The organism is Pseudomonas sp. R84, from assembly GCF_009834515.1.
Lineage (GTDB): Bacteria > Pseudomonadota > Gammaproteobacteria > Pseudomonadales > Pseudomonadaceae > Aquipseudomonas.
On sequence record NZ_CP019426.1, the window covers coordinates 3,475,066 to 3,495,347 of the forward strand.

Below are 20,282 nucleotides of genomic sequence, written 5' to 3' on the forward strand. Positions count from 1 at the left end.
CTGTCCAGCTCTTGACCGACAGGATGCGCCTCAACATGACCTTCGACGTACGCCGCGCCAGCCTTGCTGACGCGGTTGCCCTCCCCGCGATCGAGCGTTCGGCAGCGCAATTGTTTCGTCTTGATCCGCCGTTGGCGTGGCTGGCTGATGCCGAGGTGCCCGATGCTGCCCGACATCGGCAGGCCATCGAACAGGCGTACGTCTGGGTTGCTGAAAATAGCGATGGGCAACTGACTGGATTTGTTCGTGCTGTAGACATCGATCAGCACCTGCACATTGAGGAGCTCTCCGTCAGTCAGGCTTTTCAAGGACAAGGCATGGGTCGTGCACTGGTTGCGGCCGTCATTGAACAAGCGCGCGCGATGCAGTTGAACTCAGTGACGCTGACCACTTTTCGCGATCTGCCGTGGAATGCGCCGTTTTATCAGAGGTTGGGGTTTGTCGAGTTGACGCATGCACACACCGATCGCCATTTGCGCGATGCGCTGCAAGCCGAGGTCCTCTTCGGCTTTCCCGCAGAGCGCCGCTGCGCGATGCGCCTGCCCCTTTCCTGAAGACAACACAAATCCCCTGTAGGAGTGAGCCTGCTCGCGATAGCGTCTGCACATTCAACACTTCATTGGCAGATCTACCGCTATCGCGAGCAGGCTCACTCCAACAGAGGAAATGCGGTGTGGCAGCTTGACCGGTGATGGCCGCCCGGTAAGGATGGCGTACCCCCGCCAGGCATTTGAAATAAGGACATTGACCCTTCGTGGCCACCTACTCGCGCCTCATCCGCCGGTTGATGATCAGCTCGCTGACCGTCGTCATCAGCCGCGCCCTGATCAGCCCACTGCTGACGCTGTTCCTCAGCAACAAGCTCGGCCTCAACCCGCAAGATGTCGGTCTGCTGCTGGGCATTGCGGTGTTCAGCGCCACGTTGTTGTCGCTGTACGGCGGTTACATCATTGATCGGCTCGACAAACGCCAGTTGCTGATCCTGACCATGCTTTCCAGCGGTATCGGTCTGATCCTGCTGACCTTCGCGCAGAATCTGTATCTGGTCACCCTGGTGCTGATCATCAGCGAAACGGCGTCGGCGCTGTTCCTCATCTGCTCTAAAGCCATCCTCAGTGAAAACCTGCCGGTGGGCCAGCGGGTCAAGGCGTTTTCCCTGAACTACACGCTGACCAACATCGGTTACGCCGTCGGCCCGATGATTGGCGTGGTGATTGCCGGCGTTCAGCCGTCAGCGCCGTTTATCGTCGCGGGCGCGATTGCCATCGGCAGCATTTTTCTGCTGTTCGGTGCCGCGCGCGAAGTGAACCCGGTCGCCGCGGTCGCTCAGCCACAAAGTTTTCTGAAAACCCTGATCATCCTGAAAAACGACCGCACGATGATTCTGTTCACTCTGGGTTGCCTGCTCAGCACGCTGGTGCACGGGCGTTTCACCCTGTACCTGTCGCAATACCTGCTGGTGACCCACACCCAGCAACAAACGCTGGACACCATGGCCGCCCTGCTCGCCTGCAACGCGGTCACGGTGATTCTGTTGCAGTACCAAGTCGGCCGATTACTCACCCGGGAGCACCTGCGCCACTGGATCGCCGGCGGTACCGCGTTGTTCATCATCGGCCTGATCGGCTTCAGTCTGGCCGACAGTCTGGTCGGTTGGTGCGTGGCGATGTTCATCTTCACCTTGGGCGAGATGATCATTTACCCGGCCGACTTTCTGTTTGTCGACACCCTCGCCCCGGAAGAACTGCGCGGCAGCTATTACGGCGCGCAGAACCTCGCAGCGCTGGGCGGTGCGGCGAGCCCGGTGATGTGCGGGTTTCTGCTGATGCACACACCCGCGCCGAGCATGTTCTACGCCTTGAGCGCACTGGCGGCGGTGGGCGGCTATTTATGCTTTGTGAGTGGCCGCCGCGTCGCTTCAATACAAAATTAATGCACTAAATATGCATTAATATGAATTTGTCAGCATCGAGTTTGCCCGGCACACTGTGCACGTTCCTCCCCCAATGTTGGAACGCTTCGAGGGCTTTCCGGATATGCCGGACAAGTCCTTTTTTTTGCCTCGAATTTGCTGCAAGGATCGGATTCACATGCTCGCTCGCTGGTTGCCCGCCGCCATCAATACCCGCCCGACCGAATGGAGCCGCGCCGCCATCGGCATGGCCTTGGGCACGTTGTTCAGTGTGTGGTTGTGTGCACAAGTATTCGGCCATGAAGTCGCCTATCACCTGATCGGTCCGCTGGGCGCCTCGGCCGTGCTGCTATTTGCCGTGTCCTCCGGTGCTCTCGCTCAGCCGTGGTCGATTCTCGGCGGGTATTTATGTGCCGGCGTTGTCGCATTGCTGGTCGCTCACGTGCTCGGCCGGACCCTTGGCAGCGCGTGTCTGGCGGCGGGCATGGCGCTGATTCTGATGTGCTGGCTGCGTTGCTTGCATCCGCCCGCTGGCGCGTTGGCCCTGACGCTGGTGCTGGCGGATCCCGCGACCATCGCCCTGGACTGGAAAGCCATGGAACCGGTGATGCTCGGCGCGGCGTGCATGCTGCTCAGTGCCCTCGCCTACAACAACCTGACACGGATTCGTTATCCGAAACGTCCGGCTGAACCGGCACCGCTGGTGGCCCCGGTCGACAGTCAGGCGATCACCGCTGAAGACCTCAAACTGGCGTTGGCCGACATGGAAGCCTTCATCGACATCACCCCTGAAGACCTCGAACAACTGATCCACGCCAGCGAACTGCACGCCAAGCGCCGCAGCATTACCCAAACCTTCCGCTGACTCCGTGTAGGAGCTGCCGCAGGCTGCGATCTTTTGATCTTTAAAATCAAAGTCAAAAGATCGCAGCCTGCGGCAGCTCCTACATGAGCGCGCACATTTTCGACCAAGGTAAAAACGCAAACTCCCCCTGCGAATATCCCGGTTGTACAGGGCAAATTTGCACTGTTACGATCGGCTAACGCTCGCGCGCGAGCTTCTCGAATAAAGACAATAAAAGCAGGGAGTTACTGATGACAGCTCAGGCTTCATCCCCGCGGACCCCGTCCATGGATGCCACGCAAAACGAAGTGCTGGCCGAGGTTCGCAACCACATCGGTCACCTGACCCTCAACCGCCCCGCCGGTCTTAATGCCATCACCCTCGACATGGTGCGTTTGCTGCAGCAGCAGCTCGACGCCTGGGCGACTGACGCCGATGTTCACGCGGTAGTCCTGCGCGGTGCCGGTGAAAAAGCCTTCTGCGCCGGTGGCGACATTCGCTCGCTGTACGACAGTTTCAAAAGCGGCGATACGCTGCACGAAGATTTCTTCGTCGAGGAGTACGCCCTCGACCTGACGATTCATCACTACCGCAAACCGGTATTGGCGCTGATGGACGGTTTCGTCCTCGGCGGCGGCATGGGCCTGGTGCAAGGCGCCGATCTGCGCGTGGTCACCGAGAAGAGCCGACTGGCGATGCCGGAAGTGGCCATCGGTTATTTCCCCGATGTCGGTGGCAGTTATTTCCTGCCGCGCATTCCCGGTGAGCTGGGGATTTATCTGGGCGTCAGCGGCGTGCAGATCCGTGCCGCCGATGCGCTTTATTGCGGGCTCGCCGACTGGTACCTGGACAGCAGCAAACTGGCGCTGCTCGACGAAAAATTCGATCAGATGGAATGGCAGGAGACACCGCTGAAGGCGCTGCAAAACCTGCTGGCCAAACACGCCGTGCAAACCCTGCCCGATGCTCCGCTCGAAGCCTTACGCCCGGCCATCGATCATTTTTTCGCCCTGCCGGACGTGCCGAGCATGGTCGAGCAATTGCGCGCGGTGACCGTCGCCGACAGCCACGAATGGGCGACCACCACGGCAGACTTGCTGGAAACCCGCTCGCCGTTGGCCATGGCCGTTACCCTGCAGATGCTCCGTCGTGGCCGACACTTGAGTCTGGAGCACTGCTTCGCGCTGGAGCTGCATCTGGATCGTCAGTGGTTCGCCCGTGGCGACCTGATCGAAGGCGTACGCGCCCTGCTGATCGACAAAGACAAGACACCTCGCTGGAACCCGCCGACCCTCGCTGCGCTGGACGCAGCGCATGTCGCGAGTTTCTTCCACGGTTTTCCTGAGAGCGGGAGCTGAGCAATGCACGATCTCGAACTGACTGAAGAACAAGTGATGATCCGCGACATGGCCCGGGACTTTGCCCGTGGCGAAATCGCACCGCACGCGCAGGCTTGGGAAAAGGCTGGCTGGATCGACGATGCGCTCGTCGCGAAAATGGGCGAACTCGGTTTGCTCGGCATGGTGGTGCCTGAGGAATGGGGCGGCACCTACGTCGATTACGTCGCCTACGCCTTGGCCGTGGAAGAGATTTCCGCCGGTGACGGCGCGACCGGCGCGTTCATGAGCATCCACAACTCGGTCGGCTGCGGCCCGGTGCTCAACTACGGCAGCGAAGCACAGAAACAGACCTGGCTGGCGGATCTGGCCAGCGGGAAAACCATCGGCTGCTTCTGCCTGACCGAACCACAGGCCGGTTCCGAAGCGCACAACCTGCGCACCCGCGCCGAACTGCGTGACGGCCAGTGGGTGATCAACGGCGCCAAGCAATTTGTCAGCAATGGCAAACGCGCGAAGCTGGCGATCGTGTTTGCGGTGACCGATCCGGATCTGGGCAAGAAAGGTATTTCGGCGTTTCTGGTGCCGACCGATACCGCCGGTTTTATCGTCGATCGCACCGAACACAAGATGGGCATCCGCGCTTCTGATACCTGCGCGGTGACGCTGAATAACTGCAGCATCCCCGAGGCCAATCTGCTGGGTGAGCGCGGTAAAGGTCTGGCGATTGCCCTGTCCAACCTCGAAGGCGGACGTATCGGTATCGCGGCTCAGGCGCTGGGTATTGCTCGTGCGGCATTTGAAGCGGCGTTGGTGTATTCGCGTGATCGCATCCAGTTCGGCAAACCGATCAATGAGCACCAGAGCATCGCCAACCTGCTGGCCGATATGCACATGCAAATCAACGCCGCGCGGCTGATGATCCTGCATGCAGCGCGTCTGCGCACGGCGGGCAAACCTTGCTTGTCCGAGGCTTCGCAGGCCAAGCTGTTTGCTTCGGAAATGGCCGAGAAGGTCTGCTCGTCAGCGATTCAGATTCATGGCGGGTATGGGTATCTGGAGGATTATCCGGTCGAGAAGTACTACCGCGATGCGCGGATTACCCAGATCTATGAAGGCTCGAGCGAGATTCAGCGGATGGTGATTGCGCGGGAGCTGAAGAACTACCAGTTGTAATGGTGTTGGCCCCTTTCCCTCTCCCCAGCCCTCCCGAAACGTCGGACCGCCCAGAGGGAGAGGGAGCCGACCGAGGTGTCTGGCGTTATACATCGACCTGGAAGATTGTGTCGATTATGGATTCATTAAAGCACTTTCAGGTCGGCGTATATCTAAAGCATCCCCCAATCAGTCCCCTCTCCCTCTGGGAGAGGGCTAGGGTGAGGGGCTTTTCGCTTTTGACGCATTACTTGCCTTGGAATGCCGCCTCACGCTTGGCAATAAACGCCGCCATCCCCTCCTTCTGATCCTGCGTGGCAAACGCCGCATGGAACACCCGACGCTCGAAGCGAACGCCCTCAGTCAGGTTCACTTCAAAGGCACGATTCACGCTCTCTTTGACCATCATCGCAATCGGCAGCGACTTGCTGGCAATCACCGCCGCCACTTTCAGCGCTTCGTCCAACAACTCATCACTCGGTACAATTCGCGCAACGATGCCGCAACGCTCGGCTTCCACCGCATCGATCATGCGCCCGCTCAGGCACATCTCCATGGCTTTCGCTTTACCCACGGCGCGGGTCAGACGCTGGGTGCCGCCCATGCCCGGCAGCACGCCGAGGTTGATTTCCGGCTGGCCGAATCTGGCGTTGTCGCCAGCCAGAATGAAGTCGCACATCAACGCCAGCTCACAGCCACCACCGAGGGCGAAACCGTTAACGGCGGCGATGATCGGCTTACGGCGATTGGCCACGCGATCGCTGTCACTGAACAAGTCGTCCATGTAGATCTGCGGGTAAGTCAGTTCGGCCATTTCCTTGATGTCGGCGCCGGCGGCGAAGGCCTTTTTCGAACCCGTGAGGACGATGCAACCGATGTTCGCATCGGCTTCAAGTGCATCAAGAGCCTGGTTCACTTCGCTGACCAGTTGCGCATTCAGCGCGTTCAACGCCTGCGGACGGTTGAGGGTAATCAAGCCAACGCGGCCATGGATTTCCAGCAGAATGGTTTCGTACGTCATGAATAAAAATTCCTTCTTAAAGATTGCGCGAAATGACCATGCGCTGAATATCGCTGGTGCCTTCGTAGATCTGGCAGACGCGCACGTCGCGGTAGATGCGCTCCAGCGGGAAGTCGTTGAGGTAACCGTAACCACCGAGCGTTTGCAACGCCATTGAACAGACCTTTTCGGCCATTTCCGAAGCGAACAGTTTCGCCATGGAGGCCTCGACCAGCGCCGGTTGGCCGCTGTCACGCAGGGCCGCCGCGTAATGCACCATCTGCCGGGCGACGGCAATTTGCGTGGCCATGTCGGCCAAACGGAATGCCACGGCCTGATGCTCGATGATCGGTTTGCCGAAGGTGTCGCGCTCACGGGCGTAATCACGCGCCGCTTCAAACGCCGCGCGGGCCATGCCCACCGATTGCGAAGCGATGCCGACACGGCCGCCTTCAAGGTTGGCCAAGGCGATTCTGTAGCCCTCGCCCTCTTCACCCAGGCGGTTGGCCACCGGCACTTGCACATCTTCGAAAAGAATCTGACAGGTGTCGGAAGCGTGCTGGCCGAGTTTGTCTTCGACGCGAGCGACTTTGTAGCCCGGCGAATCGGTCGGCACGATAAACGCGCTGATGCCGCGTTTGCCGGCACTCGGATCGGTCACCGCAAACACAATCACGATCCCGGCGTTTTGCCCGGAGGTGATGAACTGTTTGCAGCCGTTGAGCACGTAGTGATCGCCTTCCAGCCGTGCACGGGTTTTCAGGCTGCTGGCATCGGAACCGGCTTGCGGTTCGGTCAGCGCAAATGCGCCGAGCATGGCGCCGCTGGCCAAGGGTTTGAGGAAGCGTTCGCGCTGATCGTCGTTGCCGAACTTGAGGATCGGCACGCAGCCGACCGAGTTGTGCACGCTCATGATCGTCGAGCAGGCGCCGTCGCCGGCGGCGATTTCTTCCAGGGCCATCGCGTACGCCAGGTAACCGGTGTCGCAGCCGCCCCACTGTTCCGGCACGAGCATGCCGAAGAAGCCCAGCTCAGCCATATGACCAATGGCTTCCTTGGGGAAACAGTGCTCGCGATCCCATTCGGCGGCGAACGGTTTGAGTCGTTCCTCGGCGAACTGCCGGGCCATGTCACGGATCTGGGTTTGGTCTTCGTTGGGAATCATGGTGAATCCTTAAATATCAGTCGCACCGCTTTCCCTGTAGGAGTGAGCCTGCTCGCGATAGCGGTGGATCAGACAGATCATTATTGACTGAAAAGACGCTATCGCGAGCAGGCTCACTCCTACAAGGGGATTGGTGTTGGGCTCAGTAAAGGCATTCCACGGCCATGGCCGTGGCTTCGCCGCCGCCGATACAGATCGCTGCGATGCCGCGTTTGTGCTTTCTCTGGCGCAGGGCCGACAGTAGCGTCACCAGAATCCGCGCCCCCGATGCACCGATCGGGTGACCCAAGGCACAGGCGCCACCATGCACATTCAACTTGTCATGGGGGATTTCCAGATGCGTCATCGCCGCCATGCCGACCACGGCAAACGCTTCGTTGACCTCGAACAGATCGACGTCACCCAGCGACCAACCGGTTTTCTTGATCAGTTTCTTGATCGCACCAATCGGCGCCACCGGGAACAAGCCCGGAGTATCAGCGAACGCGGCGTGGCCATGGATCACCGCCAGCGGTTTCAGTCCGAGTTTCTGCGCCTGCGACTGACGCATCAGCACCAGCGCCGCCGCACCGTCAGAAATCGAACTGGAGTTCGCCGCCGTCACCGTGCCGCCTTCACGGAATGCCGGTTTCAGCGAGGCGATTTTGTCGAGTTTGGCTTTCGGTGGCTGCTCGTCGTGGCTGATCAGTACCTGCTCTTTGCCGACGGTCACGGTCAGCGGGACGATTTCGTCCTTGAAGCTGCCGTCCTTGATCGCCTGCTGCGCGCGGGTGGTCGAGGCGATGGCAAAGGCATCCTGCGCTTCACGACTGAAGTGGTTGGTCTCGGCGCAGTCTTCGGCGAAGGTGCCCATCAGGCGGCCCTTGTCGTAAGCGTCTTCAAGGCCGTCGAGGAACATCGAGTCAAGCACGCGACCATGGCCCATGCGGTAACCGGCGCGCGCGCGATCCAGCAGATACGGCGAATTGGACATGCTTTCCATGCCACCGGTGATCACCACATCGGCACTGCCAGCCAACAGCATGTCGTGAGCGAGAATGGTGGTTTCCATGCCCGAGCCGCACATCTTGTTGACGGTGGTGCAACGGGTCGATTTATCCAGCCCGGCGCCCAGCGCAGCCTGACGTGCAGGTGCCTGGCCGAGCCCGGCAGGCAGCACACAACCGAACAGCACTTCATCGACCGAGTCGCTGGCGACACCGGCACGTTCCACTGCGGCTTTGATCGCCGCAGCGCCGAGTTGCGGTGCAGTGAGGCTTTTCAGCTCGCCCTGAAAACCGCCCATGGGCGTGCGCACGGCGCTAACGATAACAATCGGATCGTTGGAAATGGTCATGACAAATCCTCCTTACTTGGCGGCCATGCGCAAGGCGCCGTCGAGACGGATCACCTCGCCGTTGAGCATGCTGTTTTCGATGATATGCCGAACCAGCGCGGCGTACTCGGCAGGCTTGCCCAGACGTGGCGGGAACGGTACGCCGGCGGCCAGCGACTCGCGGACTTCCGGGGTCATGCCGGCCATCATCGGCGTTTCAAAAATGCCTGGGGCGATGGTCATCACGCGGATGCCGAAACGCGCCAGTTCACGGGCAGCCGGCAGGGTCAGGCTGGCGATCGCGCCTTTCGAAGCAGAGTACGCCGCTTGGCCGATCTGGCCGTCGAACGCCGCGACAGATGCAGTGTTGATGATCACACCGCGTTCGCCATCAGCGTTTGCCTCGGATTCAGCGATGGCCGCAGCGGCCAGACGCAGCATATTGAAGCTGCCGATCAGGTTGACGTTGATCACTTGCGCGAAGCTGCTCAGCGCATGTGGGCCGCTCTTGCCGAGGATCTTCTCGCCACGGACGATACCGGCGCAGTTGACCAGACCGTTGAGGCTGCCAAAGGCTTTGACGGTAGCCTGCACGGCAGCTTCAGCGGCGGCTTCGTTGCTGATGTCGGCGACCACGCTTTGCGCGCCAAGACGCTGAGCCTGAGCGGCGACGGCTTCGGCATTCATGTCCACCAGCATCACTTTGGCGCCGGCACTGACCAGCAATTCAGCGGTAGCGGCACCCAGGCCGGACGCGCCACCGGTGACGATAAAAACCTTGTTCTCGATCTGCATGACTGTTTCCTTCGGTTCAAGCTGAAACGTTGTGCGCCGCGGCCTCTTGAGCCTTGGCGATTTCCTGGTTGCGCAAGATAAAGCGCTGCAATTTGCCACTCGGGGTCTTGGGCAATTCGCTGACAAATTCGATTTCACGCGGGTATGAATGCGCGGCCAGACGTTTGCGCACGTGTTGGCGCAATTCTTCGGCCAACTCCGGCGCGGCGCGGTATTGGGCGCTCAGCACCACGAAGGCTTTGACCAGTTCGGTGCGCTCCGGATCGGGTTTGCCGACCACCGCCGCTTCGACCACTGCCGGGTGCTCAATCAATGCACTTTCAACATCAAACGGACCGACGCGGTAGCCCGACGTGGTAATCACGTCGTCGCTGCGGCCGACGAAGCTGATGCTGCCGTCCGGGTTCCATTCCACGGTATCGCCACTGAGGTAGTAATCGCCGACGAACGCCTTGGTGGGCGCGCCTTCGTAACCGCCAAACCAGCACATCGGCGATTGCGGGCGGTCGATGGCGAGAATGCCGGGCTGGCCGACGCCAAGTTCTTTGTATTGCTCATCGAGCACAACAATGCGGTGGCCAGGCGAGGCGAAACCGGCCGCACCGAGATGAACCGCGTGGTCGAGGCCGTGGTGGTTGCACAGCACCATGCCCAGTTCGGTCTGGCCGTAATGGTCATGAATGACCACGTCGAGGTTGTCGGCGAACCAGCGGATCACTTCCGGGTTCAGCGGTTCGCCGGCACTGCTGACGATGCGCAATTTGCCTTTGATCGAGTTGGCGAACTCGTCGCCGCCGGCAATCAGCAAGCGGTAAGCGGTTGGCGAACCGGTGAGGTTGGTGATGCCGTATTTGTTGATCACCCGGCAGGTGCTTTCGAGGGTGAACGGGCCATCGTAAAAAGTGATCGGGTGCCCCATCGACAACGGGCCGGTGACGCCGAAATAAATGCCGTAGGCCCAACCCGGATCGGCGACGTTCCAGAACGAATCTTCCGGGCGCAGATCGACGGCATCACGGGTGTAGCTCTGGAACGCGACGATGGCTTTGAGCGGTACCGACAGCGCTTTCGACGGGCCGGTGGTGCCTGAGGTGAACATCAGCAAAAACGGGTCTTCACCGCTCAGTGATACCGGTTCGCAGACGCTGGAATGGTTGGCCAGTTCGGCCCAGAAACTGAAGTCGCCACGGACAATGCCCTGGCCTTTCGCGCCGCCAACGGTGACGAGTGTCGGACAATCGGCGACTTCAGCGAGTTTCGGCCGGTTGACCGCGTCAGTGACCACCACTTTGGCGCCTGAGCTGTTCAGGCGATGTTCAAGGGCTTTTGGGCCGAACGCGGTAAACAGCGGCTGATACACCGCGCCGATGCGCCAGGTGGCGAGCACAGTGATGAGCAATTCGATGTTGCGTGGCAGCAGACCGGCGACCTTGTCGCCCTTCTGCACGCCCTGGGCGAGAAGGAAATTGGCGAAACGCGCGGCTTTGTCCTGCAGCTCGCAGAAAGTGTACGTCGCACTGGCGCCATCGCGGCCTTCCCAGAACAGCGCAATGCGCCCCGGCAAGGCATGGCGGTCGCAGCATTCGACGCAGGCGTTGAGCGCCGCAAGCGTACCGCTGAGCGCGGCATCCACGGTGTGCTGATAGTTGAACTGTGCGGTGGCAGACAAGTAATCGCGCATTGCCAGAATCCCTCTGTTTTTTATTAGGCTGGGAACCGTAAACAACACAGGGATAGTCGCGCCGTGCGGGGACTGGGGCAATGGTCAAAGCTATCAATGTGGCTGACTGGTTTGGCCAACCCTGACTGGCGTACAACCGTTTACTTACAAGTTGATAATTATATGCAGTGGTAGAAAGTTGGATGCCTTGGTAGTTTGCGATGACGAACACCCAACTTCTATCTTGATCCAAAAGGAACGCACAGTGTCGCCCCAAGAAAACTCATTTGATGACAAAAGCTTTATTTTCGAACAATCGATACGCGCTCAATTCAAAAATCACCCGACGTTACGCAGTGTTGCCAGATCGCAACTGGAAAACTATCTGGAACACTGTCTTGAATCGGGCTCACTAACGCTTGATTCGATATTTTATCGTGATACCCGTTTTGTTCTGGACGCCGAACCAGTACCTTTTCTGGATGCATTCATTCAGGCCTTCACTGAAGGGCGCAGTGTTGTTGTGGCCGACGAAAACCTGATCATTCCGGTAAATGCCGAGAGCCACTCTGCAATCGATCTCGCCGAATTCCACCTGGCTCAGGAAGAACTGTGCCAAGCACTGGTTCCTGCGTTGCAGCAACAGTTGCTGGATTATTGGCAGCAACCAGCCGATAACGGCATGACGCGTTGGCAGTGGCTGGCTGAGGTTGTAAAAGATGCCTGCGCATCGAACATCAATGAATTACTTCACCAGTCAGATCAAGACTTTTATTTTGCTTTGACTGGCTTGGTCATCAAATCAGAAAAACACCATCGAGAAATTTTTAACGAGCATTTACGGGCGCCGGCTTATCTGTTGAAAATCACCTTGAATAACGAGACTGATAATCTCTCGCTAATCTATCCTGCTCTGTTGATTACGGACAAATCAGGAACAGTGTTGATTCAATCTTCGGGTGCCTGGGAGCGATTTGAATCCGAGTCTGACTGCATACAGAATATTGCCCGATACTTGCAGCGAAGCTGGGAGTTCACCACCCTGAGCGTTGATCGTTATGAGCCTGATGCGGATATTTTTGATGAGCTGGTGCGGGTCCTGATCGATCAGCAACTGTTGGAACTTGAGTGCATCCAGATTCCGGTCAACGAAATATTCGAGGGCGCTGAGCAACTGTTCGACCAGATCACCGATCCACTTCGCCTGCTGGCCGGCAAACAGCCGCATGTTTACCAAACGGCAAATGTCGACCAGCATTTGCCGCAATGGCTAAAGAATGCAGACTCTTGTGATCGCCGTACTTATCGGCGCTATGTATCGGCCATGGCGGCAACTCATCTGGAGTACGACGGTGCGACGTTTTTCACCGATCTGGATTCCATTCGCGACTTTGCCAGTCAAGCACTCGTCGATCAGATGAGCCATGACGGGCATGAACCGGTAAACCCTGATGACATGGAACTCAACGTCAAGGTGGCGCGAGGTGTACCCGGTGGATGGGGAAGCGTGGAAACCATCAGGCTGGGCATCATCGATTTTGCGCTGGAGAATCTTGCCGGCCTGCCATGGGGCACGATGACCGTCAAAGGCTTGCACCAGCGTAATGTACCAGCGTGGATGACCCCTGATTACGTCAAGAGTCTCATCCAGTCGGTGGACATTGGCCGTACCTACCCGGCGTATCTGAAACAGCATTTGCTTGATAATCGTACCGAGGCGTCGTCCCGACAAAATCTGTTCACGGTTCACCTGCGCAATCAATTGCCGCTCCAGGCACTAGAGGCAAAACTGACGGGCGCCCATGGTTTTGACGATGACGGTGTACGTCTGATCATCGCGCTGGCTGATGGCGACGCCGCTCGACAGATCGTCGTCAGCCCCTTGCACCTGCGGCTCGGACCGGTTCTGAATATGTTCGTCATTGCTGCCGGCGACCAGAGCGATGCTCCGGTTATCCTCTATCGCCCCTTCTATTCCCCTTCGTTGATTCAATACCCTTCGCGCAGGCATCTGGAGCAGGCAATTCAGTCCGACGCCCCGCTGCAGAAGAGCATCCATGACTGGTACCAAGCCGTGGTCAGGCACACCGGGCTGTTGGGCGCTAACGAAATACGCCTGCGTTGGGAACTGAAAAACGTGTCCCCACTGCAGGGCGATGTATTTCAGCACTTGTATGAGGCGAACAGCCGGGCGCTTGTCGAGTTGGCAGACCGCCAATCAGTGTCCAATGCAGAAAGTCGCTGGGCCCACTTCAAGACACTGAGCTGGTTGATATTCGAGTCGTTGTTGCCGCTGGTGACCGGGCCGGCAGCCACCGCCGGATGGTTAGTGCAATTGGCGGTGAGTCTCAAGGCCGATCTTGAGGCACTGTCGCAATCGGATGGTCAGGACAAGTCGTTCGCCGTGGCTGACCTGTTGCTTAACCTGGCGGCCGTACTCATGCACGCCGGGCGCGTCACGACGAGGTCCCAAAACGCCGAGAGTGTGCCGCACCTGTCGATCGAACCGGAAGTGTTCGACTATTCCGTCGAAAGTCCCGCCCCCGCTACGCCCGACGTGCCGGTCCTTGAAAACCGTAGTTTACCGAGTGAGCAACATCCACAGGTGGACCTGTCGATTACCGAAAACGCGTTGGCGACACCGCGCTCATCCTTTTCCCGGGCGCAGCAAGCGATACTCGACAGTTTCGCGATGGAAAAGCCGGTAGACCTCGGAGAACCCGAGGCGCAAGGACGCAACAAAGGCCTTTATCGGTACAACAACAAATGGCATGCATTGGTGGAAGGTCAGTTTTTTCGGGTTTCGATTGAAGAAGGGCCGGTGCTGATCATTGACCCGGTGGATTACCAGCGGCCCGGCCCCTTCCTGATCTCCGACGGTCAGGGGCGATGGACAGTGGATAACCGGATGCACCTGAAAGGGGGCGCGCCAAGCAAGCGCGGCCATGATGATTCCAACACTGAGGCACCGGGGCCTTCACGGCGGGCAATCGCTGACAGTAGCGGGTTTCCGTCGGTTATCGAAACCGAAATCAAACCCTTGCCCAAGCGACTGTATCACTACGTGAACCGGGATAAATTAGCGACGATCAAAGCCACAAGAAGCGCGTTTATCGACAATTCGTCCAACGATGCGTACGGCAGACCGCAACGCAACATCGTCGGACTGTATGTGACCGATCTCGCTCCGGATTCCATGCCTCTGCAGCAGCTTTCGGAGACGCTGTTCGGGAAAAACCGCTACAACATTTCATCCCGTGCCAACAAGATCCACGCGGTACTGGAACTTGACCCCACGCTTTATCCAGAGGGCAGTGTGAAACTGTTCAAGCTCGAAAGCCCGAAGCTGACGGATCATATCTATGTCCTGCGCGGTGCGAAGAATGACTTGCAGTTGCGCATCAAGGCTTCGACGTTCGGTACCGGTACCACCTCGCTGGTCAGTGTGAAAGAACTGTAACTGTTCCCTCGGTCGAGCCAGCTTCGGCTGGCTGGCTGAGGATCAGGCTGCGGTAGTGACCAGGATTGGAGCCCGCCCATTTGCGGAACGCTTTATAAAATGAGCTGACATCGGCAAATCCCAAGCGGCTGGCAATTTCGACAAAACTGATCGAAGATTCCGCCAGCCAGACAATGGCCAACTCCTTGCGCACACTGTCCTTGAGGCCTTGATAGGTCTGCCCTTCCTCCGCCAGTCGCCGGCGCAAGGTCGAGGCCGACATGCACAACTGTTGCGCCAGTGCCTCGGTTTCCGGCCATTGTTCAGCGGGCAGTTGCCGTAGATCCTGCTTGACCCGGCTGGCAAGACTTTGCGGATCGCGGTACTTCACCAGAATATTGGCCGGGGCGTGGGCGAGAAAGCGTTTCAACTCCTCGGCACTGCGCTTGATCGGCAGATCGAGGCAATCGGCGGAGAAAATCATCCGTGTCCGTGGCCGCTCGAAACGCAGGTTTTCCGAGAACATTACCCGGTAATCATCGGTGAAGTCCGGCGCCGCACAGCGCAATTCAATCGCCAGAATCGGTATCCGTCGCCCGGCCAGCCAGCACGCGACGCCGTGGACGATCATCCAGTAGGTGAAATAGCTGAAGGCACGGCGTGGTTCGGGATCGTCTTCAAGCAGAACGATTTCCGCCAGACTTTGCTGGTGCACCAGTTGTGCAGGCAGGCGTTCGAGCATCAGTGAGAGAAAGCTCAACCCCGTGCTCAAACCCGCTGCGAGTGTCGGTTGCGCCATCGCACTGCGACAGAGGAATTCAAGGCTGCCGGACTTGAGCTTGCGCGGGTCCATACCAAAGAACTCGTCATCGCCACGGCGCGCCAATAACCGCCAAAGCTTCGCGTACTGCGAGGCCGGTACCCGACCGTGCTCGGTTTGCAGCAACGCCGGATCAATCCCGACCTTGTTCAAGGCTTCTTCCGTGGCCACGCCCGGGGCACAACTTTGCAGCAGTGCTTCACGCACCAGTTGAACAGCGATGGTGTCTTTTTCCGACATGGAGCGCGGTGAACCTTGTTGTTTTGAGTGGCAGGCATCTTACCGCAGGTGGCGAATTCAACACGAACCCCCTGTAGGAGTGAGCCTGCTCGCGATAGCGGTGGGTCTGAAAAATCAGCGCTGACTGACACGACGCCATCGCGAGCAGGCTCGCTCCCACAGGGTTCTGTGCTGGGGCAAAAAACAGGTTGTTCAGCTTGTGTTCAGGTTTATGTCAATCAATGTCATGTGAGAATGGTTGTCATTATGTTACAACTTGTAACCTCTTCGAATGACTTGTTGGATACCGAATGCTCGTTCCCTTTCTGATCATGCTGCGCGAAGGCATTGAAGCCGCGCTGATCGTTGGCATTATCGCCAGTTACCTCCAGCAAACCGGCCGTGGTCAATGGATGCCCGCCGTGTGGATCGGCGTGTTTCTCGCCGCCGCCCTCGCCCTGCTGGTAGGTGGTGGCCTGGAACTGGTCAGTGCCGAATTCCCGCAAAAACAGCAAGAACTGTTCGAAGGCATCGTCGGCCTGATGGCCGTTGGCATTCTCAGTTCCATGGTGTTCTGGATGCGTAAAGTCGCGCGTTCGATCAAGCATTCGCTGCAATCTTCGCTGGATCACGCGCTGACTTCTTCGAAGCATCAGGTCATTGCGCTGATCGCCATGGTGTTTTTCGCTGTCGCCCGGGAAGGTCTGGAAACGGTGTTCTTCCTGCTCGCGGTGTTCCAGCAGAGCGAAGGCCCGGGCGCGCCGATCGGTGCCCTGCTCGGGTTGATTCTGGCGATCATCGTCGGCTTCCTGATCTACAGCGGCAGCATGCGTCTCAATCTTTCGGCGTTCTTCAAGTGGACCGGCCTGTTCATTCTGGTGGTCGCCGCCGGGATTCTCGCCAATTCCGTGCAAGCCCTGCATGAAGCCGGGATGTGGAATCACCTGCAAACCGTGCTGTTCGACTTCAGCGCGACGCTGCCGATGGACGGCCCCTTGGGCTCGGTGCTGGCCGGCATGTTCGGTTACCAGGATGCGCCGACCGTCAGCACCCTCGGCGCGTATCTGATCTATCTGCTCGTCGCGCTGGTGATGTTCTTTCTGCCGGCGCCCAAGCCGTCCGCTCAATCGTCTTCTGTTTCCAGCCAATAAGGGCATTCATGTCAAAGCCTAATACTCCTCAGGCCTCCCCTCCCCGCGCCTTGCGCTGGGCGGTGGCCGGTTCGGTGGTGGTGATGATCGCCGCAGGTGGTCTGTTTTATTACGCCTCGAAAATGGCTGCGGCCAAGCGTCAGCACAATCACGATGAAGTGGTGGTGAACATTCATCCGGGCAAATGCGAGCCGAACGCGCTGACAGTGCCGGCCGGTCGCGCCAGTTTCCGCATCGTCAACCGCTCCGACCGGGCGGTGGAATGGGAAATTCTCGACGGCGTGCTCGTCGTTGAGGAGCGCGAAAACATTGCGCCGGGCCTGAGTCAGGTGATCAATGCCAACCTGCAACCGGGCGATTACGCGATCACCTGCGGCCTGCTGAGCAATCCGCGTGGCACCCTGCATGTGACGCCGACTGCCGCTTCTGATGCTGCCGCGAAGGCCAAACCGTCGATGGTCACCTTCGTCGGGCCGTTGTCGGAGTTCCGTGTGTACCTGGCCAGCCAGAGCAGCGCGCTGATCAAAGCCGTGACCGCGCTCGATCAAGCGATTGAAAGCGGCAACTTGAGCCAGGCGCAGGCGCTGTACCTGCCGGCACGTGCGGCTTATCAACGTCTGGCCCCGGCCGCGCAGCGCCTCGCCGAACTGGACAACAGCATCAACGCCCGCGCCGACTACTTCGAAAAGCGCGAAGAGGATCCGGCGTTCGTCGGTTTCCACCGCGTCGAATACGCCCTGTTCCAGCAACGCAAACTCGACGAACTGACACCGGTCGCCAAGCGCCTGCTCAGCGATGTCACCACACTCAAACAGCAATTGCTCGCGCAGAGCCTGCCACCCGAGCAATTGGTCAGCATCATCGTGCGCAACCTCAACACCCTGGCCGACGTCCGCGCCGCCAGCGGTGAAGAAGAACGCTACAGCCACAGCGACCTCAACGGTTTTGCAGCCAACGCGCAAACCGCACACAAAGTCGTCGATCTGCTGCTGCCAATGTTGAGCAAGTCCGCCGCTGACCTGCTGCCGAAAATCGACAAGGCACTGACGGATTTCGACAGCGAACTCGACGCCTACAAGATCAAGGACGGCTACGCCAGCTACGACTCCGTCAGCGGCGCGCAACGCAAGCAGATTGCCGACAAGGCCCAGGCCCTGGCCGACGCATTGGATGGCATCGATCCCGCCCTCGGCCTCTCCGGCCTGTAAGCAGAAGACGAATTCCCGATGAAAGATATCGAACCACTTAACCTGCAACGTCGCCGTGTCTTGATGGGCATGGGCGCCGCGGGTGTTGCCCTCGCCGGTTCAGCCTTGAGCTGCCCGGCCATGGCCGCAGCGCCGGCGCAAGTCACCGAAGCACCGAGCAGCGACAAGACCGAAGACCGCCACGATTTCCACGGCGTGCACCAGACCGGCATCGTCACCCCGCGTCCGGCCTCGGGCATGCTGGTTTCGTTCGACGTATTGGCCAGTGATCGTGAAGATCTGGAGCGGTTGTTCCGCACGCTCAACGAACGCATCGCGTTTCTGATGAAGGGTGGCCCGGTCGCACAGATCGATCCGAAACTGCCGCCGCCGGATTCCGGCATCCTCGGCCCGAACGTGACGCCGGACAACCTGACCATCACCGTTTCTGTCGGCGAGTCACTGTTCGACGAGCGCTTCGGTCTGGCCGATGCTAAACCCAAACGACTGATGCGCATGGTCGGTTTCCCCAACGACGCGCTGGACGCCGATTGCTGCCATGGCGACCTGAGCCTGCAGTTCTGTTCGAACACTGCTGACACCAATATTCACGCCCTGCGCGACATCGTCAAAAACCTGCCCGACCTGCTGCTGGTGCGCTGGAAGCAGGAAGGCAGCGTGCCGCCGCAAGCCCCGGCGAAACCCGGTGTGCCGGCACAGTCGGCGCGCAATTTTCTCGGTTTCCGTGATGGCTCGGCCAACCCCGACTCTAACGACAGCAAGGCCATGGATCGCCTGGTGTGGGTGCAACCGGGCAGTGACGAACCGGCCTGGGCCGCGCACGGCAGCTATCAAGCGGTGCGGATCATCCGCAACTTCGTTGAGCGTTGGGATCGCACGCCGTTGCAGGAACAGGAAAGCATCCTTGGCCGGGTCAAAACTACCGGGGCACCGATGGGTGGCCAGCATGAAAGCGAAGTCCCGGATTACAGCAAAGACCCGGCCGGCAAGCTGACCAAACTCGACGCGCACATTCGTCTGGCCAACCCGCGCACTGCCGCGACGCAGGCCAACCTGATCCTGCGCCGGCCGTTCAACTACTCCAACGGCGTGAACAAGAACGGCCAGCTCGACATGGGCCTGCTGTTCATCTGTTACCAGGCCGACCTGGAAAAAGGCTTCATCACCGTGCAGACCCGCCTCAACGGCGAGCCGCTTGAGGAATACCTCAAACCGGTCGGCGGCGGCTACTTCTTCACCCTGCCGGGTGTCACCGGCGACAAAGACTTCATCGGTCGCTCGCTGCTCAACGCCACACAACCGAAAACCGCTGCCTGAAACAACATCCCAACACTGGAGCCGCCCCCATGAAAAAGACGCCACTCGCCTTATTGCTGACCCTAGGTTTGCTCAACACCCCGCTGTCGGCGTTCGCCGCCACGGCACCGCTGGATCTGGTCGGGCCGGTGTCGGACTACAAGATCTACGTCACCGAACAATTGGATGAACTGGGCAGCCACACCCAGCAATTCACCGATGCGGTGAAGAAAGGCGACCTGGCCACCGCGCAAAAACTCTACGCACCGACCCGCGTTTATTACGAGTCGATCGAGCCGATTGCCGAGCTGTTCAGTGACCTCGATGCATCCATCGACTCCCGCGTCGACGACCACGAGAAAGGCGTGAAAGCGGATGACTTCACCGGTTTCCACCGCATCGAATACTCGCTGTTCTCGGAGAAAAGCACCGCAGGCCTGAACGAGTTGGCGGACAAGCTCAACAGCGACGTCAAAGACCTGCAGACTCGCGTGGCCGGCCTGACTTTCCCGCCGGAGAAAGTCGTCGGCGGTGCTGCTGCGCTGCTGGAAGAAGTGGCCGCCACCAAGATCTCCGGCGAAGAAGATCGCTACAGCCACACCGACCTGTATGACTTCCAGGGCAACATTGACGGCGCGAAGAAAATCGTTGATCTGTTCCGTCCGCAGATCGAGAAGCAGGACAAGGCTTTCGTCGCGAAGGTCGACAAGAACTTTGCCACGGTCGACAAGATTCTGGCCAAGTACAAAACCAAGGATGGTGGTTTCGAGACTTATGACAAGGTGAAGGATAACGACCGTAAAGCGCTGGTTGGGCCGGTGAATACTTTGGCTGAGGACCTGTCCACGTTGCGTGGCAAGTTGGGTCTCAACTGATTTTTTTGTAGCGCCTGTTGAAGCCCTATCGCGAGCAGGCTCACTCCTACATTAGGAATGCGTTCCCCTGTAGGAGTGAGCCTGCTCGCGA

At 59.0% G+C, this 20,282-nt stretch carries 16 protein-coding genes; 10 read left to right on the forward strand and 6 right to left on the reverse strand.

Going from position 1 to position 20,282, the window contains the following annotated elements:
• Positions 1–35 precede the first annotated feature (35 nt).
• The 5 genes from PspR84_RS15345 to PspR84_RS15365 all read left to right on the forward strand — a co-directional run bounded on the left by PspR84_RS15345 (position 36) and on the right by PspR84_RS15365 (position 5,269).
• The gene (locus PspR84_RS15345) at positions 36–554 is read left to right on the forward strand and encodes a GNAT family N-acetyltransferase (RefSeq protein WP_160057942.1); all 519 of its coding nucleotides are present in this window, start codon (positions 36–38) and stop codon (positions 552–554) included.
• 200 nt (positions 555–754) lie between these two features.
• A complete protein-coding gene (locus PspR84_RS15350) occupies positions 755–1,933 on the forward strand; it encodes an MFS transporter (protein ID WP_160057943.1) in 1,179 nt (392 codons plus the stop codon).
• Between the two features lie 157 nt (positions 1,934–2,090).
• A complete protein-coding gene (locus PspR84_RS15355) occupies positions 2,091–2,777 on the forward strand; it encodes an HPP family protein (protein ID WP_160057944.1) in 687 nt (228 codons plus the stop codon).
• Positions 2,778–3,007: 230 nt separating this feature from the next.
• Complete coding sequence (locus PspR84_RS15360; protein WP_160057945.1) at positions 3,008–4,114, forward strand: enoyl-CoA hydratase/isomerase family protein; 1,107 nt, start codon at positions 3,008–3,010, stop codon at positions 4,112–4,114.
• Between the two features lie 3 nt (positions 4,115–4,117).
• A complete protein-coding gene (locus PspR84_RS15365) occupies positions 4,118–5,269 on the forward strand; it encodes an acyl-CoA dehydrogenase family protein (RefSeq protein ID WP_064390160.1) in 1,152 nt (383 codons plus the stop codon).
• Between the two features lie 226 nt (positions 5,270–5,495).
• On the opposite strand, the gene PspR84_RS15370 is transcribed toward PspR84_RS15365, so the two are convergent.
• The 5 genes from PspR84_RS15370 to PspR84_RS15390 form a co-directional block, all read right to left on the reverse strand.
• Entirely contained in the window at positions 5,496–6,269 is a 774-nt protein-coding gene (locus tag PspR84_RS15370; protein ID WP_160057946.1) for an enoyl-CoA hydratase, read from the reverse strand.
• Between the two features lie 16 nt (positions 6,270–6,285).
• On the reverse strand, positions 6,286–7,413 hold the full coding sequence (locus PspR84_RS15375) for an acyl-CoA dehydrogenase (protein WP_160057947.1): 1,128 nt from the start codon (positions 7,411–7,413) through the stop codon (positions 6,286–6,288).
• A 142-nt stretch (positions 7,414–7,555) separates the two neighbouring features.
• The gene (locus PspR84_RS15380) at positions 7,556–8,749 is read right to left on the reverse strand and encodes an acetyl-CoA C-acyltransferase (RefSeq protein WP_160057948.1); all 1,194 of its coding nucleotides are present in this window, start codon (positions 8,747–8,749) and stop codon (positions 7,556–7,558) included.
• Between the two features lie 12 nt (positions 8,750–8,761).
• Positions 8,762–9,523 (reverse strand): SDR family NAD(P)-dependent oxidoreductase, encoded by a 762-nt coding sequence (locus tag PspR84_RS15385; RefSeq protein ID WP_160057949.1) that lies wholly within the window; start codon positions 9,521–9,523, stop codon positions 8,762–8,764.
• Positions 9,524–9,539: 16 nt separating this feature from the next.
• Entirely contained in the window at positions 9,540–11,204 is a 1,665-nt protein-coding gene (locus PspR84_RS15390; protein WP_160057950.1) for an AMP-binding protein, read from the reverse strand.
• 244 nt (positions 11,205–11,448) lie between these two features.
• On the opposite strand from PspR84_RS15390, the gene PspR84_RS15395 reads away from it, so the two are divergent.
• Positions 11,449–14,643 carry a DUF6543 domain-containing protein gene (locus PspR84_RS15395; protein WP_160057951.1) on the forward strand — a complete coding sequence of 1,065 codons (3,195 nt, stop codon included), beginning with the start codon at positions 11,449–11,451 and terminating at the stop codon, positions 14,641–14,643.
• Here the strand turns inward: PspR84_RS15395 and PspR84_RS15400 are convergent.
• Positions 14,624–15,682 (reverse strand): AraC family transcriptional regulator, encoded by a 1,059-nt coding sequence (locus PspR84_RS15400; RefSeq protein ID WP_160057952.1) that lies wholly within the window; start codon positions 15,680–15,682, stop codon positions 14,624–14,626. The genes PspR84_RS15395 and PspR84_RS15400 overlap by 20 nt on opposite strands.
• Positions 15,683–15,972: 290 nt before the next feature.
• Here PspR84_RS15400 and efeU point away from each other — a divergent pair, with 290 nt between their 5' ends.
• The 4 genes from efeU to efeO (PspR84_RS15420) are packed head-to-tail and all read left to right on the forward strand — an operon-like array spanning position 15,973 to position 20,191.
• Positions 15,973–16,812 carry an iron uptake transporter permease EfeU gene (gene efeU, locus PspR84_RS15405; protein WP_160057953.1) on the forward strand — a complete coding sequence of 280 codons (840 nt, stop codon included), beginning with the start codon at positions 15,973–15,975 and terminating at the stop codon, positions 16,810–16,812.
• Between the two features lie 8 nt (positions 16,813–16,820).
• Positions 16,821–18,020: an iron uptake system protein EfeO gene (gene efeO, locus PspR84_RS15410; protein WP_160057954.1), complete on the forward strand. Its 1,200-nt coding sequence runs from the start codon at positions 16,821–16,823 to the stop codon at positions 18,018–18,020.
• Between the two features lie 18 nt (positions 18,021–18,038).
• Positions 18,039–19,337: an iron uptake transporter deferrochelatase/peroxidase subunit gene (efeB, locus tag PspR84_RS15415; RefSeq protein ID WP_160057955.1), complete on the forward strand. Its 1,299-nt coding sequence runs from the start codon at positions 18,039–18,041 to the stop codon at positions 19,335–19,337.
• A 29-nt stretch (positions 19,338–19,366) separates the two neighbouring features.
• Positions 19,367–20,191, forward strand: coding sequence for an iron uptake system protein EfeO (efeO, locus tag PspR84_RS15420; RefSeq protein ID WP_160057956.1), 825 nt, complete (start codon positions 19,367–19,369; stop codon positions 20,189–20,191).
• Positions 20,192–20,282 lie beyond the last annotated feature (91 nt).

Excerpts from the sequence above, each read along its gene's own strand:
- PspR84_RS15365 (WP_064390160.1), top strand. The coding sequence starts at position 4,118 with ATGCACGATCTCGAACTGACTGAAGAACAAGTGATGATCCGCGACATG.
- PspR84_RS15355 (WP_160057944.1), top strand. The coding sequence starts at position 2,091 with ATGCTCGCTCGCTGGTTGCCCGCCGCCATCAATACCCGCCCGACCGAA.
- PspR84_RS15360 (WP_160057945.1), top strand. The coding sequence starts at position 3,008 with ATGACAGCTCAGGCTTCATCCCCGCGGACCCCGTCCATGGATGCCACG.
- PspR84_RS15400 (WP_160057952.1), bottom strand. The coding sequence starts at position 15,682 with ATGTCGGAAAAAGACACCATCGCTGTTCAACTGGTGCGTGAAGCACTG.
- efeO (WP_160057954.1), top strand. The coding sequence starts at position 16,821 with ATGTCAAAGCCTAATACTCCTCAGGCCTCCCCTCCCCGCGCCTTGCGC.
- PspR84_RS15345 (WP_160057942.1), top strand. The coding sequence starts at position 36 with ATGACCTTCGACGTACGCCGCGCCAGCCTTGCTGACGCGGTTGCCCTC.
- PspR84_RS15380 (WP_160057948.1), bottom strand. The coding sequence starts at position 8,749 with ATGACCATTTCCAACGATCCGATTGTTATCGTTAGCGCCGTGCGCACG.
- PspR84_RS15375 (WP_160057947.1), bottom strand. The coding sequence starts at position 7,413 with ATGATTCCCAACGAAGACCAAACCCAGATCCGTGACATGGCCCGGCAG.
- PspR84_RS15390 (WP_160057950.1), bottom strand. The coding sequence starts at position 11,204 with ATGCGCGATTACTTGTCTGCCACCGCACAGTTCAACTATCAGCACACC.
- PspR84_RS15385 (WP_160057949.1), bottom strand. The coding sequence starts at position 9,523 with ATGCAGATCGAGAACAAGGTTTTTATCGTCACCGGTGGCGCGTCCGGC.
- PspR84_RS15370 (WP_160057946.1), bottom strand. The coding sequence starts at position 6,269 with ATGACGTACGAAACCATTCTGCTGGAAATCCATGGCCGCGTTGGCTTG.
- efeU (WP_160057953.1), top strand. The coding sequence starts at position 15,973 with ATGCTCGTTCCCTTTCTGATCATGCTGCGCGAAGGCATTGAAGCCGCG.
- efeB (WP_160057955.1), top strand. The coding sequence starts at position 18,039 with ATGAAAGATATCGAACCACTTAACCTGCAACGTCGCCGTGTCTTGATG.
- efeO (WP_160057956.1), top strand. The coding sequence starts at position 19,367 with ATGAAAAAGACGCCACTCGCCTTATTGCTGACCCTAGGTTTGCTCAAC.